Source organism: Streptosporangium sp. NPDC003464 (genome assembly GCF_053588315.1).
The window spans coordinates 17557-34136 of record NZ_JBSFPS010000017.1 but is presented as its reverse complement, the minus strand read 5'-3'; the positions used below and the strand labels follow the sequence as shown (position 1 = coordinate 34136).

Here is a 16580-nt window from a genome sequence, read left to right as displayed (position 1 = left end):
TCCCACCAAGAGTCGTACACAAGGAGATTCCCATCATGAACGGACCGCAGAAGGCCACCGACCGCACCACCGCCGCCGGCAAGAACTTCGACGGGTTCACCGACGACGAGCGGGCCGCGATGAAGGAGCACGCCCAGGAGCTGAAGACGGCCGCGCGTCGCGGTCCGCGCGCGGCCGCGGCGGACGGGGAGCGCGACGTGCTCGCGAAGATCGCCGAGATGACGGAGGCGGACCGGGTCATCGCCGAGCGGCTGCACGAGGTCATCAGGGCCGCCGCGCCGGCCCTGGCGCCGAAGCTCTGGTACGGGATGCCCGCCTACGCCAAGGACGGCAAGGTGCTCTGCTTCTTCCAGAGCGCGCAGAAGTTCAAGGCGAGGTACGCGACGCTCGGCTTCAACGACGCGGCGAGCCTCGACGAGGGCGCCATGTGGCCGACCGCCTTCGCCCTGACGGAGTTGACCGCCGACGTCGAGGCGCGGATCGGCGCACTCGTGAGGCAGGCGGCGGGCTGAGGACTCCACCCGCCCCTCCCGCCGTCGTCCCGGACCTACCCCGTCTAGAACGTGAAGCCGTGGTCGGCCTCGCCGCCCTGTACGGTCTCCAGCTCGGCCTCCAGGCCGGGGAGCAGGCGCTGGAGGGCTTCGTGCCATTCACGGTGACGCCCGGGGTGTTCCACCATCGCTCCGCACGTCCTGCACATGGGTGGCTGGGGTTGCGTCATACCGAGATCCCTCCGGTGGGCGATCGACGACACCGATCCGCGACGGGCGGAGCACCTCCCGTCCGGCACCACCTGCCCTGACAGACGGATCCGGAACCATGTTTCGCGGACCGGTCTCCCGGTGGCCGGCTCTCCGCCGTCGCGACGTGTCCCGCGGGCCCCGCCAGGCCCGCCCGCCTCGCCCGGCACCGCCCCCCTCCCGCCCGGCGGGAAGGGGCCGGGGGCTCAGGGGACGGCGGGCCAGTATTCGTCGCGCAGGAGGCGCTTGTAGAGCTTTCCCGTGGGGTGGCGGGGCAGTTCCTCACGGAAGTCGACGGACTTGGGGCACTTGTAGGGCGCGAGCCGGGAGCGGCAGTAACCGATCAGCTCTGCCTCCAGCCCAGGGCCGGCCAGGTCCATGGAGCTCGGCTGGACGACGGCCTTGACCTGCTCGCCCATCTCCTCGTCCGGGACGCCGAAGACCGCCACATCCGCCACCTTCGGATGCATGGACAGGACGTTCTCGGCCTCCTGCGGATAGATGTTCACCCCGCCAGAGATGATCATGTATGAGCGGCGGTCGGTGAGGTAGAGGAAGCCCTCCTCGTCGAGGTAGCCGATGTCGCCGAGAGTGGTCCAGCCCCGGCCCAGCGGGTCCTGTGCGGATCTCGTCTTCTCCTCGTCCCCGTGGTAGACGAAGCGCGGACCGTCGGAGAAGTAGACCGTGCCGTGCTCACGCGGCGGCAGCTCGTTGCCGTCCTCGTCGCAGATGTGCACCACGCCGAGCAGCGGACGGCCGACCGTGCCCCTGTGCTTGAGCCAGTCGTCCGGGCCGACGTAGAGGAAACCGTTGCCCTCGGTCCCCGCGTAGTATTCGTGGACGATCGGCCCCCACCATTCGATCATCCGCTCCTTGACCGGGACCGGGCAGGGCGCGGCGGCGTGGATCGCGCACCTCAGCGACGAGAGGTCATACCGCGCCCGGGTCGCCTCCGGCAGCTTGAGCATCTTGATGAACATGGTCGGCACCCACTGCGAGTGCGTGACACCGTACTTGTCGATCAGCACGAGCGCCTGCTCGGGGTCGAACCTCTCCATCACCACGAGCGTCGCGCCCAGGCGCTGGAAGCTCATGCAGTAGCGCAGCGGGGCGGCGTGGTACAGCGGCGCCGGGGAGAGGTAGACGCTGTCGGCCGACGGCGCGAACAGGAACTGGATGAGCTGCAGCAGCGCTCCCGGCGTGTCCAGCGGAGCCTTGGACAGGGTGGGTTTGACGCCCTTGGGCCGGCCGGTCGTGCCGGAGGAGTAGAGCATGTCCATGCCCTGGCACTCGTCCTCGACGGGCGTGGCGGGCTGGGAGGCCACCGCCTCCTCGTAGGAGGCGAAGCCGGGGGCGACGCCGTCCAGCATGAGTCTGAGCTCGACCTTCGGCGTCGCGGCGGTGATCGAGGTGGCGACCTCCGCCAGCTTGGCTGAGGAGACGAACACCCGCGCCCCGCAGTTGTCCACGATGTAGGCGAGCTCGTCGGGCGTCAGCCGCGAGCTGATGGCCGTGTAGTACAGGCCCGAGCGGTGCGCGGCCCAGGCGACGGCCAGGAACAGCGGATGGTTCTCCAGCATGAAGGCCACGTGGTCGCCGGGCCGGAGCCCGGTGGCGCGGAGGAGGTGGGCGAGCCGGTTGGACTCCTCATCCAGCTCGCGGAAGGTCACGACCCGTCCGGAGTCCGCCATGATCACAGCGGGCTTGTCCGGCGAGACTGCGGCGATGGCTCCCGGGTGCATGAAACCGAACGTTACTCGGTTCAATGTTCGGTGAGAAGGCGTGACGGGGCCGTGGCTCCCGGCGGCGCGGGGGCCACGGCCCGGTGACCGGCCTCAGGCGGCGGGGGTAACGGCCCCCTTGTAGGTCTGCTCGATGAACTGCTTCACCTCGGGGCCGGCGAGCAGCTTGGCCAGCTTCGCCACGCGCGGGTCCTGCTCGTCGCCGGCGGCCACGACCAGGCCGTTGGCGTAGGGGTTGCCCTCCGCCTTCTCCAGCACCAGCGCGTTCTCGGCCGGCTTGAGACCGGCCTCCAGCGCGTAGTTGCCGTTGATGACGGCCGCGTCCACGTCCTCCAGCGAGCGGGGGAGCTGGGCGGCCTCCAGCGGCTGGAACGTGAGGTTCTTGGGGTTGCCGGTCACGTCGCGCTCGGTGGCCGCGGTGCCGACCCCCTCCTTGAGGGTGATCAGGCCGTTGTCGGCGAGCAGCTTCAGCGCCCGCCCCAGGTTGGTGGCGTCGTTGGGCACAGCGACGGTCGCGCCCGCAGCCAGCCCGGCCACGTCGGTGACCTTCTTGGAGTAGAGGCCCAGCGGCTCCAGGTGGACCGGCTGGACGAGGCTCAGCTTGGTGCCCTTGGAGGCGTTGAAGTCGTCCAGGTAGGGCCTGTGCTGGAAGTAGTTGGCGTCGAGCTGGCCGTCGTTGAGCTGCACGTTCGGCTGGACGTAGTCGGTGAACTCGACGATCTCCAGGTTCAGGCCCTCCTTGGCGGCGAGCTTGTCCTTGACGAACTTCAGGATCTGCGCGTGCGGGACGGGGCTCGCGCCGACCTTGAGCACCTCCGACGCCGACTCCTTGCCCGCGGCGCCCGCGGCGGTGGTGGGCTCGGTCGAGCCGCAGGCCGTCAGCGCGACGGCCAGGGCGACGATCGCGGACGCGATCGCAGGGAACTTACGCATGATGCACTCCTTTTGGGCATGGGAGACCACGGGCCACCGCTCGTGGCGGGGCCCGGGGAAGAGGAAGGGGTCAGTGCCGGGCGAGACGGCGGGCGACGGTGTCGCCCAGGGTCTGCGCGAGCTGGACGATGACGATCAGCACGACGACGGTGACCACCATCAGCGTGGTCTCGAAGCGCTGGTAGCCGTAGCGGATGGCCAGGTCGCCCAGCCCGCCGCCGCCGATCGCCCCGGCCATGGCCGAGTAGGAGATCAGCGCGACCACGGTCACGGTGAGCCCCGCGACCAGGCCGGCCATCGCCTCGGGCAGCAGGACCTTGCCGACGATGGTGGCCCCGCCGGCCCCCATGGCCTGGGCCGCCTGCACCTTGTCCCGGCCGACCTCACGCAGCGCGGTCTCCACCAGCCGGGCGAAGAACGGCGCGGCGCCGAGGGTGAGGGGGACCACCGAGGCGACGGTGCCGATGGTCGTCCCCACGATCAGCCTGGTCAGCGGGATCACCGCGATCATCAGGACGATGAACGGCAGCGAGCGGCCGATGTTGACCACGAGCCCGAGCACCCGGTTCAGCGTCCAGGACGGGAACAGGCCCTCGCGGTCGGTGACGATCAGCGCCACACCGAGCGGCAGCCCGATCAGCACGGTGAACAGCGTGGACCACAGGACCATCTGGGCGGTCTGCCAGGTCGACTCCCACAGCAGGGGAGCCATCTCGTCCCACGTCATACGTCATCCTCCGTCGGCCGCAGCCTCTTGCCACCGTGTCCGCTCACTCGCCCGCTCACCGGCTCTCCTCCACCAGCAGGCCGCGCCCGGACAGATAGGCGAGGGCGGCGTCACGCTCGTCACCGGTGAGGCGCACGCGCAGGCGTCCGGCGGAGACGCCGGCCACCTCCTCCAGCGCCCCGCCGAGGATGTTGACGTCCACGTCGAACTTGCGGACCACCTCCGACACCACGGGCTCGTCGGCCTGCCCGGTGAAGGTGATCGTGACGGTGCCGGGGTCCGGCGCGGGGAGGGGGAACAGCTCCGCGGTGAGCCGGGACCCGGGCCTGGCGATCAGCTCCGGGATGGCCCCGGACTCCTCGATCAGGCCGTTGCGCATGATGGCGGCCGAGTCGCAGATCGACTTGACGACGTTCATCTCGTGGGTGATCAGCAGGATGGTCAGGCCGAGCTCCCGGTTCAGGCTCCTGAGCAGGGCCAGGATCGACTGCGTGGTGGCCGGGTCGAGCGCCGAGGTGGCCTCGTCCGACAGCAGCACCGAGGGGCTGCCGGCCAGCGCGCGGGCGATGCCGACCCGCTGCTTCTGCCCGCCGGACAGCTGCGCGGGGTGCGCCTTGGCCTTGTCCGCCAGCCCGACCAGCTCCAGCAGCTCGGCGACCCGCCTGGCCCGTTCGGCCTGCCCGACCCCCATGACCTCAAGCGGGAAGGCCACGTTCCCGGCGACGGTGCGGGAGGACAGCAGCGCGAAATGCTGGTGGATCATCCCGATCCGCTGCCGGGCCCTGCGCAGCTCGGCCTGCCCCAGCGTGGTCAGTTCCTGCCCGGCCACGGTGACGGTGCCCTCGGTGGGCCGTTCCAGGAGGTTCACGCAGCGCAGCAGGGTGCTCTTGCCGGCGCCGCTCTGCCCGAGCACGCCGAAGACCTCCCCCTCGCGGACGTGGAGGTCGACGCCGTCGATGGCGACCACCTCACGGCCCCGATCTCGATAGACCTTACGCAGGCCTGACACATCAATCACAACTGTTCCCCACCATCAGGACGGATCGTCGAAAGACCTCAGAGCGGGGGAAGAGCTAGCGCGTGCCGGGGTGGAAGGGGAGATGGCTCAGACGGCGCAGGACGAGGCCGTCCGCGGGGCAGGTCATGGTTCTCAGGGCCTTCGTAGAGGGAACGGGCGAGTGCGGGCTTTCAGCGCATGAGGCACATGCGGCGCATGGCCCGCATGGGAGAGGCCTGACACATGCGCATGCCACGACACACGACCCGGCCCTGCGGGGTCATGTGTTCACGATGCGCCACGTTCACGTGTGCGTCAACGCGGCCCTGCTTACCTCGATTCCCGGTAGGTCATGTGACCTCGATCACGCCGCGCCGGGACCGCCGCGGCCGGTCCCGGCGGGCGCGTCTCGGCCGGCGCGCCGAGCAGCTCGCAGATCACGTACAGCGGCAGCGGCGCGGCGATGTCCGCCACGGAGTCCGCCGGCTCCCGTGGGAGGAGAAGACCTCCGGAGGCCCGGGACCCGCCCTCCGGACAAGGCCCTCCGGAAAGAGCACGGGCCCGCCCTCCGGAGAGGACGGGCCGTGCGGACGGCGGGTCAGGCCGCGGCGTGCTCGGCGACCTTGGCCGGGGTGAGCGCGATCTCCAGGACCTCCCGCACGTCGCTCACCGTGTGGATGGTGAGCTCGTTGCGGACGGCCTCGGGGACGTCGTCCAGGTCGGGCTCGTTGCGGGCCGGGATCAGCACGGTGGTGATGCCCGCCCGGTGGGCGGCCAGCAGCTTCTGCTTGACCCCGCCGATCGGCAGCACCCGGCCGGTGAGGGAGATCTCACCGGTCATGGCCACGTCGTTCCTGACCGTACGGCCCGACAGCAGCGAGGCCAGGGCCGTGGTCAGGGTGACGCCGGCGGACGGGCCGTCCTTGGGGACCGCGCCCGCGGGGAAGTGGATGTGCACCGAGCGGTCCTTGAGGGAGGCCACCGGCAGCTCCAGCTCCGCGCCGCGCGAGCGCAGGTAGGACAGGGCGATCCTGGCCGACTCCTTCATGACGTCGCCGAGCTGGCCGGTCAGGGTCAGGCCGGTGTCGCCGGTCTCCGGGTCGGCCAGCGACGCCTCCACGTAGAGGACGTCGCCGCCGGCGCCGGTGACCGCGAGGCCGGTCGCCACGCCCGGCACCGCCGTACGCTGACGGGACTCCGGCAGTGAGGACTCCGGCACGTGGCGCGGGCGGCCGAGGTAGGGGACCAGGTCTCCCACCGTCACGGGCAGCTCGCCCTCGCCGAGCGCGACGTTGGCGGTCACCTTGCGCAGGATCCTGGCGATCGAGCGCTCCAGGGACCGGACCCCGGCCTCCCGGGTGTATTCGCCCGCCAGCCTGCGCAGCGCGTCTTCCTCGACGGTGACGTCCTCGGCGGTGAGGCCGGCCTTGTCGAGCTGGCGCGGGAGCAGGTGGTCGCGGGCGATGGCGACCTTCTCGTCCTCGGTGTAGCCGTCGAGCGTGACGATCTCCATGCGGTCCAGCAGCGGGCCGGGGATGGACTCCAGCACGTTGGCGGTCGCCAGGAACAGCACGTCGCTGAGGTCGAGCTCGACCTCCAGGTAGTGGTCGCGGAAGGTGTGGTTCTGCGCCGGGTCGAGCACCTCCAGCAGCGCGGCCGTCGGGTCGCCCCGGTAGTCGGAGCCGACCTTGTCGACCTCGTCGAGCAGCACGACCGGGTTCATCGAACCGGCCTCGCGGATGGCCCGGACGATCCGGCCGGACTGGGCGCCGACGTAGGTGCGCCGGTGGCCGCGGATCTCGGCCTCGTCGCGGACGCCGCCGAGGGCGACGCGGACGAACTTGCGGCCCATCGCGCGGGCGACGGACTCACCCAGCGAGGTCTTGCCGACTCCGGGAGGGCCGGCCAGCGCGAGCACGGCGCCGCTGCGGCGCCCGCCGACCACGCCGAGGCCCTTCTCGGCCCGGCGCCCGCGGACGGCGAGGTATTCGATGATGCGGTCCTTGACGTCGTCGAGGCCGGTGTGGTCGGCGTCGAGGACGGCGCGGGCCGCGGCGATGTCGTAGGAGTCCTCGGTCCGCTCGTTCCACGGGATGTCGAGGACGGTGTCGAGCCAGGTGCGGATCCAGCCGGTCTCGGGAGACTGGTCGGAGGTCCGCTCCAGCTTGTCGACCTCCTTGAGCGCGGCCTCGCGCACCTTCTCGGGCAGGTCGGCCGCCTCGACGCGGGCGCGGTAGTCCTCCTCCTCGGTCTCCGGGGAGGAGCCGTTGAGCTCCGACAGCTCCTTGCGGACCGCGGCGAGCTGCTGGCGGAGCAGGAACTCCCGCTGCTGCTTCTCCATGCCCTCCTGGACGTCCTTGCGGATCGTCTCGGCCACGTCGAGCTCCGCCAGGTGCTCGCGTGACCACTCGACCAGCTTCTCCAGCCGGTCGGCGGGGTCGGGGGTCTCAAGGATCTCGGCCTTGCGCGGGGTGCTCAGCCAGGGGGCGTATCCGGAGTTGTCGGCGAGGATCGACGGGTCGTCCATCTGGTTGACCGCGTCGACGACCTGCCACGCGCCCCGCTTCTGCAGGATGGTGGTGGCCAGCGCCTTGTACTCCTTGGCCAGCTCCTCGGCGCGCTCGCCCGCCCGGACGGCCTCGATCAAGGTGGCCTGCACCCAGAGGGCGGCGCCGGGGCCGGTCGTGCCGGAGCCCACGCGGACGCGGTCGACGCCGCGCACCACCGCCGCGGGCTCGCCCCCGGGCAGCCGGCCCACCTGCTCGACGACGGCACGGACGCCCACGGAACCGTATCGCCCGTCGATGCGTGGAACGAGCAGCACCTCTGGCTTGTTGTCGTCGAGAGCCTGAGCCGCGTCGATCGCGGCCCGGATCTCGTTCTCCGACAGGTCCAGCGGAACCACCATGCCCGGCAGCACGACCTGGTCGTCGAGCGGAAGAACCGGGAGGATCAAGCTCTCACTCATGCGAACTCCAAAGGTTGAGTTACATCGACTCAATTAATGGGAGCCTTGAAATGTTCCCGAGGTTGAGCGTGTTCGCTGTGAGCGATCGTAATTGTGTAATTTCCCTGCTCGACGACCGCCTCCGCCGGGCCTGCCGTACCTCCCAGGGGTGAGGCGGAGGGTCCCTCCCCGGTGTGACGCGGGCCGGACCGCGGCTGTCTAGGCTGGCCGGGTGAATCTGCCCGCCGGTCTCGTACGGCTCACCCGGCCGCTGACCCTGGCGGTGGTCAGCGGTCGCGCCGGCCCTCCGTTCCCCCGCTCCCGCCGCCTGGGGATACCGATCCCCAGGTTCCTGGGACTGCTGCCGTTCCGGACCGTCGACCTGGTCGTGCTGGCCAACCTGCTGATCGCCTGGTTCACCTACGGCGGGGGTCTGTCCATGCTCCTGGACGGCAACGGGAGGCTCCCCACTCCCTCCCCCGACTGGCGGCTCTACTGCGCCGCCGCGGCCCTCGCTCTCCCCCTGCTGTTACGCGAGCACTGGCCGCTCGCCGCATGGCGGATCAGCGCGGTGGGCATGCTCACCACCGCCCCGATCATGGACGCCCTGACCGGCAATCCCGTGTCGATCGTCGGGATCGTCGCCTATCTCCTGGTCGTCTACTCCGTCGCGGTCCGCTGCGGTCGGGAGACGACCCTGGGCGTGTGGATCGTCTCCATGCTCTGCGTGGCGCTCTCGTCCACCAGCCGGGACGACCTCGTCATAGCCGCGATCCTGCTGAGCGTCACCGCGCTCTTCGGCTACAACGTGCGTGCCCGGCGGCTGGCCGCCGGGCGCCTGGCCGAGGAGGAACGGCGCAGCGAACGGGCCCTGGCGGCGCAGGCCGCGCTGGAGGAACGGGCCAGGATCGCGCGGGAACTGCACGACGTCGTCGCCCACCACATGTCGGTGATCGCCATCCAGGCGGAGGCCGTACCGCTGCAGGCGGCCGGGGACGCCGGACGCCTGGAGGAGGGGCTGCGGGAGATCCGCGTGCTCTCACTCGCGGCCATGACCGAGATGCGCCGGGTGCTGGGCGTGCTCAGGGACGAGGACGGGCGCACCGACACCGCGCCGCAGCCGGGCCTCGGCCGCCTGGAGGAGCTCGTCGGCACCGCGCGCTCGACCGGGCTCACCGTGACGCTCAGCCTGGGCGGCGACCTGACCGGGCTGCCCACGGCGGTGAGCCTGTCCGCCTACCGGATCGCGCAGGAGTCGCTGAGCAACGCCATGCGGCACGCGCCGGGCTCGGCCGTCTCCATGAGGATCAACCGGGCCGGCGACGAACTGCACGTCAATGTGACCAACGACGCCGGACGCCATCCCCCCGACGGGCCGGGACAGGCGGGCGGACAGGGGCAGCCGGGGCACGGGCTGATCGGCATGCGGGAACGGGCGTCCATGTTGGGTGGGAGGCTGTGGGCCGGGCCCGTGGGGACGGGCTTCGCGGTCACCGCCATTCTGCCGATCATGGAGAACACATGACGATCCGGGTGCTCATCGCCGACGACCAGAGCATGGTCAGGACCGGCCTCACCGTCTTCCTGGACTCCCAGCCGGACATCGAGGTGGTGGGCGAGGCGGCCGACGGCCGCGAGGCGGTGGACCGGGTGGCCGGGCTCCGGCCGGACGTGGTGCTGATGGACGTGCGGATGCCGGTCATGGACGGGCTGGCCGCGACGCGGGCCATCCTGGACGGGGACGGCTTCTCGCCCAGGATCCTGATCCTGACGACGTTCGACCTCGACGACTACGTCTACGAGGCGCTGCGGGCCGGGGCCAGCGGGTTCCTGCTCAAGGACGCCTCGGCGCAGCAGCTCGCCGAGGCGGTCCGGGTGGTCGCGGCCGGGGAGGCGCTGCTGGCGCCCTCGGTGACCAGGCGGCTGATCGCGGAGTTCGCGCGGGTCGGGCCGCGCCGCCCGCGCGGCCGGCTGGACGACATCACCGAGCGCGAGACCGAGGTGCTCACCCTCATCGCGCAGGGCCGCTCCAACCAGGAGATCGCCGAGCAGCTCGTGCTGTCGGAGCAGACCGTCAAGACCCACGTGGGCCGGATCCTGGCGAAGCTGAACCTGCGCGACCGGGCCCAGGCGATCGTCCACGCCTACGAGACGGGCCTGGTCCGTCCGGGCGGGTGAGGAGCCGGAGCGGTTTAATGACAAGGTGTCGTCATCAGCTTGACGGGGGTGCGTGATTTTTGTGACACTGTGTCATGAAAAGCCTCTTCAGCGCGGAGTGATCATGAGTGAGCCAGCGTTCTCCGAAGTCCTCAGGGACGCCACCTGGAGCGACCACGGGGCGGCCGAGGACGAGAGCTACCTCAAGGCCCTGATGGCGGGCCACCTGAGCCGCGAGGCCTACGGCGAGATGGTCGCCCAGCACTACTTCGCCTACGTCGCCCTCGACGGCGCCTCCAGAGCGCTCGCCGACGACCCGGTCGCCGCCCCCTTCGTCTTCCCCGAGCTCTACCGCGAGGAGGCGCTGGCCCGCGACCTGGAGACGATCTACGGCGCCGGCTGGCGGTCCAGGATCGAGCCCTCCCCGCCGACCCGGACGCTGGTCGCCCGCATCGAGCAGGTCGCCACCCGGCCGGACGGCTACATCGCCCATCACTACACCCGCTACATGGGCGACCTGTCCGGCGGGCAGTTCATCCGGATGGAGCTGCAGAAGATCTACGGCTACCAGCCGGGCGGCGGCGTCGACTTCTACCTCTTCGACCGGGTCGGCAGCCTGCCCCGGTTCAAGAACGAATACCGCGCCCGGCTTGACGCGCTGGCCCTGGACGAGGCCGGCAGGCAGCGGATCATCCGCGAGACCAAGCTGGCCTACCTGCTCAACACCGAGGTCCTCGCCGACCTCGGCCGGGTGGCACGCGCCGAGCTCGCCGCCTGAGCTCCCCCGCGCCCCGCCGTACGGCGGCGCTCCGGTACGGAGACCGCACGGCTCACAGCCCGTCCGCGCCGCCCACTCTGTGCGACCATGGGGGCATGCCCCGGATTTCGGCCGCGACGATCGGCGAACATCGCGCCCAGACGCGGGACCGGATCCTGCAGGCGTTCTCGCGGCTCTCCCGCAACCAGGGGATAGACACCATCTCGATGACCGACGTGGCCAGCGAGGCCGGCATCACCCGGACCGTTCTCTACAACTACTTCCCCGACAAGGCCGCGCTGCTGCTGGCCTTCACCGAGCGGGTGACGCACTACTTCATCGAGAGCTACGGGCGGGAGCTGCCCGAGCACGCCTCCCCCGCCGAGCGGCTGCGGGTGTTCGTCCGGCTCCAGCTCGCCGGGCTGCTCGCCCACCCCCACCCCGGCCCCGCCGACCTGTCGGCGGCCCTGGGCCCCGACGCCTACCAGCGGCTGGCCGACCACGTCGCGCCGATGCAGCGCATCCTGACCGGCATCATCGACAGCGGGGTGGCCTCGGGCGACTTCCGGACCCCCGACGTGGCCGCCGCCGCTCGCATGATCATCGCTGTCCTCGGCGCCGAGCGGGTGCCCCTGCTCAGCGGCACGGTGACGCCGCAGGAGGCCGAGGAGACCGTCTGCGGGTTCGTGCTGCGCGGGCTGGGCGCCTGAGGGCGTCCCCCTGGGCTCCGGCACGCCGCACGGCGGCCGCCCGCCGGCGGGCGGCCGGGAAATGTCGGTGGCGGTGGCTACCTTTCGATCGACCCCCGACGCGAGGAGCCTGCCAGATGTACCGCCAGGGAGACATCCTGATCGTGCCCGTCCACGAGGAGGCCGTGCCCGCCCCGGTCCGGACCTCGCCGTCCGCGCCGCGTGACGCCCGCGGCCGGCTGGTGCTGGCCCTGGGCGAGGCCACCGGTCACGCCCACGCGGTGGTCGGCCCCGGCACGCTGGTGCGCGGCCTGCGGCCGATGGACCCCGACTTCCTGAACGTCCCCTCCGGGGGGCGCGTCGTCCACGAGGAGCACGCCGCGATCTCCCTGCCCAAGGGCTGGTACCGCGTGCAGCGCCAGCGCGAATACGTCCCCGGCGCCTTCCGCGTCGTCGCCGACTGACCTCTCCTCCCCTTTTTCCCGCCCGACTCCCCTTTCCCGCCCGACTTTCCCGCCCGACCGGATCTCCCCCACGGGCGCCGCCGGGGCGAGCGGCCCGCCGGCCCGACAGGCCCCGAACCTGACGGCACCGGGGCGGAGCCCGGATCTCCACGCTGGAGGTATTCGATGACCGTCACCACCGAACTGGCCGACGTCCTGACCGCCGCCGCGCTCCGCTGGCAGGAGGCCGCCTTCAGGTCCGGTCCCGCCGACCGGCCCGGCGCCGAGGCGGGAGTACGGCTGGCATACCGGATCGCCGGCCTGGCCGAGCCCGAGAAGATCATCTGGGTCGACTCCCCCGCCGCGGGCGCGCGGGCCATCGCCACGCTCGGCGCCGGCCGGCCGGTGCGCGACGCGGTGCGGACCGGCCCGTGGGAGCGGGCCAGGGCCGAGGCGCACGCCTCACTGGGCCCTGTGGACTGGCCGCTGGCCTGGTCGCTGACCGGGGGGCGGCTCTGGGATCCGGTGAACCGGCTGGTCGTCCAGATCCGCCGGGGCATCGCCGCGACGGAGGAGTCGGAGCCCGTCGCGGCCGCGCTGCGCGCCTCCACCCTGGACGCCGTGCTGGGCCAGCAGGACGCGCCGTGGCTGTCGCTGTTCGACGCGCTGGGCAGGCCGGAGGTCGAGGGGCTGGTCCAGGTCGCCCGGTCGGCCGGCTGGTGGTGGCCGTTCGAACGGGTGGCCATCGTGTGCGAGCGCCCCGCCGAGCTGCACCTCGACGAGCTGTCACGCCTGCACCGCGCCGAGGGCCCGGCGCTGCTGTTCCCCGACGGCTTCGCCGTGCACGCCTGGGGCGGCATGCCGGTCCCGGCCGACTTCGCCGCCTCCATGGCGACGCTGACCCCCGGACGCATCCGTGCCGAGGAGAACGCGGAGCTGCGCCGCGTCATGTTGGAGCACTTCGGCTACGACCGCTACCTCGCCGAGTCCGGCGCGACCCCGCTGCACCGGGACGAGACGGGTGTCCTGTGGCGGATCGACCTGCCCGACGACGAGCCGGTGGTGATGGTCGAGGTGGTCAACTCCACCGCCGAGCCCGACGGCACCTTCCGCAGATACTGGCTGCGGGTGCCCCCGTCCACCCGCACCGCCCGCGAGGGCGTGGCCTGGACCTTCGGCATGTCCGAGGCCGACTACCGGCCGGCCCGGGAGACCTGACGGGCGGTCCCGGAGACCTGGCGGACGGGCGGTCCCGGAGCCCTGGCGGGCCGCCCGGTCAGTCCGCGCGGGGGATGCGCTCCAGGATCCCCCCGGCGAAGACGTCGTAGAGGCCGGTCGGCTCCAGGTGGACGTAGCCGATGTGGCAGTCGCACAGGGCGGCCGGGCAGGCCCTGGCCGCCGGACGGAACGTCCCGTCGTAGAGGTTGCCGAGGACCTCCGGGACGAAATGGCAGCGCCGTACGGTGCCCTCGCCGTCCACGGAGATCACGCTGTCCCCCGTACGGCAGGGCTGCCCGGCGCTGCGGTGCGGCGTGCGGCTGTAGCGGAAGAGGCGGTCGATCGCCGTCCAGTCGGCCGCCTCCGCGTCGGTGTAGGGGTGGCCCTCGGCGGCGTTGACCCACAGATACACCTCGGCGGGCAGGTCGGCCCGGAGCCGCCGCGCGTGGTCCAGGTGCTCGGGCAGCCCGACCACGCCGACGCTGAAGCGGACCCCGCGCCCGGCCAGGTCACGGCACTTGGCGAGGAAGCGCCCGTAGGCGACCTGACCGGGGTGGTAGGTCACCCAGAGCGCGAGCGTGTCCAGGTCGGCCTCGGCCAGCCAGTCGGGACGGCAGCTGAAGTTGGTCTGGATGGCGACCCGCCGGACGTGCGGGAGGTGGCTGAGCCCGACCATCGCCCGCCGGTACCACGACCGCACGAGCCCCTCGCCCCAGGGGGTGAACAGCACCGAGACCGGATGGTCGCGCCCGGCCACCCACGCGGTGAAGCGCTCCAGCGCCGCCCGGTCCCGGCGCAGCCGCCCGGTGTCGTCGCGGCGCTTGGCGAACGGGCAGTAGGGGCAGTCGTAGTCGCAGCTCGCCAGCGGTCCCCGGTAGAGAATGCTCAGGTGTCCGGGGTCCCGCTCCCCCGCGGGCAGGACGGGGACGGGCAGGGCGCGGCCGCCGGTCCCCGGGAGGAGGGGGAGGTCACGGCCCGTCGCGCGCTCGGTCATCGCTCCTGGTATCCCGCCATCAGCTCGCGGACCGGGCCGGAGAACAGCGCCGGGCCGATCGCGTCGGAGTGCGCCAGCCCCTCGGCGGTGAGCCGGAGCCGTCCGGCGGCGGGGCCCGGCGGGCGGACCGGCTCCAGCTGCTCCAGCCAGCCCCGGCCGGCCATGCGCTCCAGCTCCTGGCCGAAGTCGGCCGTCGCCTCCGTGCCGAAGCGCTCCCGGTAGGCGGCGGTGTCGAGCCCCTCGGCCTGCAGCAGCGACTGGATCAGATGACGGCGGCGCCGTTCGTCCTCCCCCAGCCGGAACCCCACGTTGGCGACCGCGAACTCCTCGGGTGCGAGCCGTACGTAGCCGTCGATGATCGCGCGTACCTGGCCGGCGCCCACCGCGTACTCGTAGGAGTAGTGCAGACCGGAGGTGTAGGACCGGGCCCCGCAGCCGAGCCCGACCATGCCGTCGCTCTGGCAGTCGTAACCGGTCGCGCCGGAGGAGCCCCGCAGCCGGAACATCCGCATCGACACCTGCTCGTACCCGGCGGCCAGCAGGTGGTCACGGCCCTGCCGGTAGAGGCCGAGCCGGTGGTCGTCCCAGTCGCGGGCGCGGCGGCCGAGGCCGGTGAGCGGGCGGACGTACAGCGGATAGAGGTAGATCTCCTCGGGCCTCCAGGCGAGCGCGGCGTCCAGCGAGCGGCGCCAGGAGCGCTCGGTCTGCCCGTCGATCCCGTAGATCAGGTCGATGTTGAGCGTCTCGAACCCGGTCTCCCTGATGCGGCCGAGCGCCGCCTCGACCTCCTGCCGTTTCTGCGGGCGCACCGCCGCACGGACCTCGGCGTCGACGAAGCTCTGCACGCCGATGGAGATCCGGGTCGTGCCCCGCTCGGCCAGGACGGCGAGCCGGTCCGCCGTCGCGGTCGCCGGGGAGGTCTCCACCGACAACGGCACGGCCCGCAGGTCGGCGCCCATGATCCGCTCGGTGAGGTCGAACATCCGGGTGAGCTCGGCGGCGCTCAGGTAGGTCGGCGTGCCGCCGCCGACGGCCGCGGTGACGAACCTCGGCTCCTCCAGGGCGTCCCGTACGGCCTCCGCCTGGCGTTCCAGGGCGTCCAGGTAGGCGGCGACGAGCTCCTCGGGGGCGCCGGTCCGGGTGAACAGGTTGCAGAACCCGCAGCGCATCTCGCAGAACGGGATGTGCAGGTAGAGGAAGAGGCTGCCGAGCGGCTCGGCCGCCCACACCTGCCGCAGCGGCGGGCGCGGCTCCAGCGGCCGGTATGCCGTCTTGTGCGGGTAGGCGTAGACGTATCCCTGATAGGGGCCCGCATCGGCTCCCTGGTGGGGACCCGCGTCGGCCGGGCCGCCGGGGACCGGCCGCGCCGGGGCGCCCACCGGCCCCGGCTCCGCCGTCTCCGGCACCGGCCCCCGGTCGGGACTCGCAGTCACCGCCACCCTCCCTGCTCCATCTCGAACTCCCCGTAGGGCACGGTCCAGACGACCTCGTGGCCGATCCGGTGCCCGGTGTATCCATCTTCGCCGTAGGCGGTGCCGTGGTCGGAACAGACGATCGCGAACCCCGGCCGCCGGCTGCTCATCAGGGCGAACAGCCGGCCGATGTGCCGGTCGACGTACTCCAGCGCGGCGGCGTGGCTCTCCCGGCTGTCACCGTGCTCGCGGGTGGCGCCCGGCAGGTGGTGCCAGTTGGGCTGGTGCAGCGCCGACACGTTGACGAACAGGAACACCGGCCCGTCCGTTCCGGCGACCGCCCGCTCGGCGCACTCGATCTGCGCCTCGAACGAGGTCGGCGAGGTGACCCCGAACTCCGGCTCCCAGTGGCTCTCGGCGAACATCCCCGGCAGCACGGCCCCGAGCGGGGTGAGCTTGTTGAAGAACCCCACCCCGCCGACGCAGATCGTGTGGTAGCCGGCCGCGGTCAGCCCGCCGGGCAGGTCGGGCGCGTCGAAGACCCATGTCCCGCCGCCCGTGGTCTCGCTGCCGGGGAAGGCGGCCGCGAAGAGCCGGGGGTGCGGCCCGGGCTCGGCGGGGGTGGGCAGGAAACCGGCGAGGATCGCGGCGTGCGCGGCGTAGGTGAAGCTCGCCGGGCTGTGCCTGCGCTGCCATCGCCCGCCGGGCAGCGCCCTGGCCAGGGTGGGCAGCCGCCCGGCCCTGATCAGCTCGTCGGCCACGTCGTGGCGGAGGGTGTCGAGGGTCACCAGCAGGAGGTCATGGCTGCCCACGATCCGGTTCAT

At 72.1% G+C, this 16580-nt stretch carries 17 protein-coding genes; 7 read left to right on the top strand and 10 right to left on the bottom strand.

The annotated features are described in order from the left end of the window. Window positions 1-35: 35 nt before the first annotated feature. On the top strand, window positions 36-512 hold the full coding sequence (locus ACWDS7_RS06495) for an iron chaperone (protein ID WP_451928397.1): 477 nt from the start codon (window positions 36-38) through the stop codon (window positions 510-512). Between the two features lie 44 nt (window positions 513-556). Here ACWDS7_RS06495 and ACWDS7_RS06490 read toward each other — a convergent pair whose 3' ends face one another. The 7 genes from ACWDS7_RS06490 to lon form a co-directional block, all read right to left on the bottom strand. Further along, window positions 557-721 (bottom strand): hypothetical protein, encoded by a 165-nt coding sequence (locus tag ACWDS7_RS06490; protein ID WP_451928396.1) that lies wholly within the window; start codon window positions 719-721, stop codon window positions 557-559. A 225-nt stretch (window positions 722-946) separates the two neighbouring features. Then, a complete protein-coding gene (locus ACWDS7_RS06485; protein ID WP_451928395.1) occupies window positions 947-2482 on the bottom strand; it encodes an acyl-CoA synthetase in 1536 nt (511 codons plus the stop codon). 93 nt (window positions 2483-2575) lie between these two features. Further along, the gene (locus ACWDS7_RS06480) at window positions 2576-3415 is read right to left on the bottom strand and encodes a MetQ/NlpA family ABC transporter substrate-binding protein (RefSeq protein WP_451928394.1); all 840 of its coding nucleotides are present in this window, start codon (window positions 3413-3415) and stop codon (window positions 2576-2578) included. 70 nt (window positions 3416-3485) lie between these two features. Next, window positions 3486-4142 (bottom strand): methionine ABC transporter permease, encoded by a 657-nt coding sequence (locus ACWDS7_RS06475; protein ID WP_306858195.1) that lies wholly within the window; start codon window positions 4140-4142, stop codon window positions 3486-3488. Between the two features lie 55 nt (window positions 4143-4197). Next, window positions 4198-5160 carry a methionine ABC transporter ATP-binding protein gene (locus ACWDS7_RS06470; protein WP_451928393.1) on the bottom strand — a complete coding sequence of 321 codons (963 nt, stop codon included), beginning with the start codon at window positions 5158-5160 and terminating at the stop codon, window positions 4198-4200. 309 nt (window positions 5161-5469) lie between these two features. Further along, on the bottom strand, window positions 5470-5613 hold the full coding sequence (locus tag ACWDS7_RS06465; protein WP_451928392.1) for a hypothetical protein: 144 nt from the start codon (window positions 5611-5613) through the stop codon (window positions 5470-5472). Window positions 5614-5737: 124 nt separating this feature from the next. After that, on the bottom strand, window positions 5738-8107 hold the full coding sequence (gene lon, locus ACWDS7_RS06460) for an endopeptidase La (protein WP_451928391.1): 2370 nt from the start codon (window positions 8105-8107) through the stop codon (window positions 5738-5740). A gap of 211 nt (window positions 8108-8318) precedes the next feature. Between lon and ACWDS7_RS06455 the strand changes: the two genes are divergently transcribed. From ACWDS7_RS06455 to ACWDS7_RS06430, 6 genes are all read left to right on the top strand, one after another. Next, window positions 8319-9611, top strand: coding sequence for a sensor histidine kinase (locus tag ACWDS7_RS06455; protein ID WP_451928390.1), 1293 nt, complete (start codon window positions 8319-8321; stop codon window positions 9609-9611). Next, on the top strand, window positions 9608-10264 hold the full coding sequence (locus tag ACWDS7_RS06450; protein WP_451928389.1) for a response regulator: 657 nt from the start codon (window positions 9608-9610) through the stop codon (window positions 10262-10264). The genes ACWDS7_RS06455 and ACWDS7_RS06450 overlap by 4 nt, the downstream gene beginning before the upstream one ends. Before the next feature lie 103 nt (window positions 10265-10367). Next, window positions 10368-11021: a biliverdin-producing heme oxygenase gene (locus ACWDS7_RS06445; RefSeq protein WP_306858189.1), complete on the top strand. Its 654-nt coding sequence runs from the start codon at window positions 10368-10370 to the stop codon at window positions 11019-11021. Window positions 11022-11116: 95 nt separating this feature from the next. Further along, on the top strand, window positions 11117-11710 hold the full coding sequence (locus tag ACWDS7_RS06440) for a TetR/AcrR family transcriptional regulator (RefSeq protein ID WP_451928388.1): 594 nt from the start codon (window positions 11117-11119) through the stop codon (window positions 11708-11710). Between the two features lie 116 nt (window positions 11711-11826). Further along, entirely contained in the window at window positions 11827-12153 is a 327-nt protein-coding gene (locus ACWDS7_RS06435; protein ID WP_306858187.1) for a hypothetical protein, read from the top strand. A gap of 165 nt (window positions 12154-12318) precedes the next feature. Beyond that, the gene (locus ACWDS7_RS06430) at window positions 12319-13350 is read left to right on the top strand and encodes a DUF6745 domain-containing protein (protein WP_451928387.1); all 1032 of its coding nucleotides are present in this window, start codon (window positions 12319-12321) and stop codon (window positions 13348-13350) included. A 58-nt stretch (window positions 13351-13408) separates the two neighbouring features. Here the strand turns inward: ACWDS7_RS06430 and ACWDS7_RS06425 are convergent, their stop codons facing one another. The 3 genes from ACWDS7_RS06425 to ACWDS7_RS06415 are packed head-to-tail and all read right to left on the bottom strand — an operon-like array spanning window position 13409 to window position 16580. Then, a complete protein-coding gene (locus ACWDS7_RS06425) occupies window positions 13409-14344 on the bottom strand; it encodes an STM4011 family radical SAM protein (RefSeq protein ID WP_451928386.1) in 936 nt (311 codons plus the stop codon). Continuing rightward, window positions 14341-15777, bottom strand: a complete 1437-nt coding sequence (locus ACWDS7_RS06420; protein WP_451928385.1) for an STM4012 family radical SAM protein — start codon at window positions 15775-15777, stop codon at window positions 14341-14343. The genes ACWDS7_RS06425 and ACWDS7_RS06420 overlap by 4 nt, the downstream gene beginning before the upstream one ends. After that, on the bottom strand, window positions 15774-16580 hold the full coding sequence (locus ACWDS7_RS06415) for an STM4013/SEN3800 family hydrolase (protein ID WP_451928412.1): 807 nt from the start codon (window positions 16578-16580) through the stop codon (window positions 15774-15776). The genes ACWDS7_RS06420 and ACWDS7_RS06415 overlap by 4 nt, the downstream gene beginning before the upstream one ends.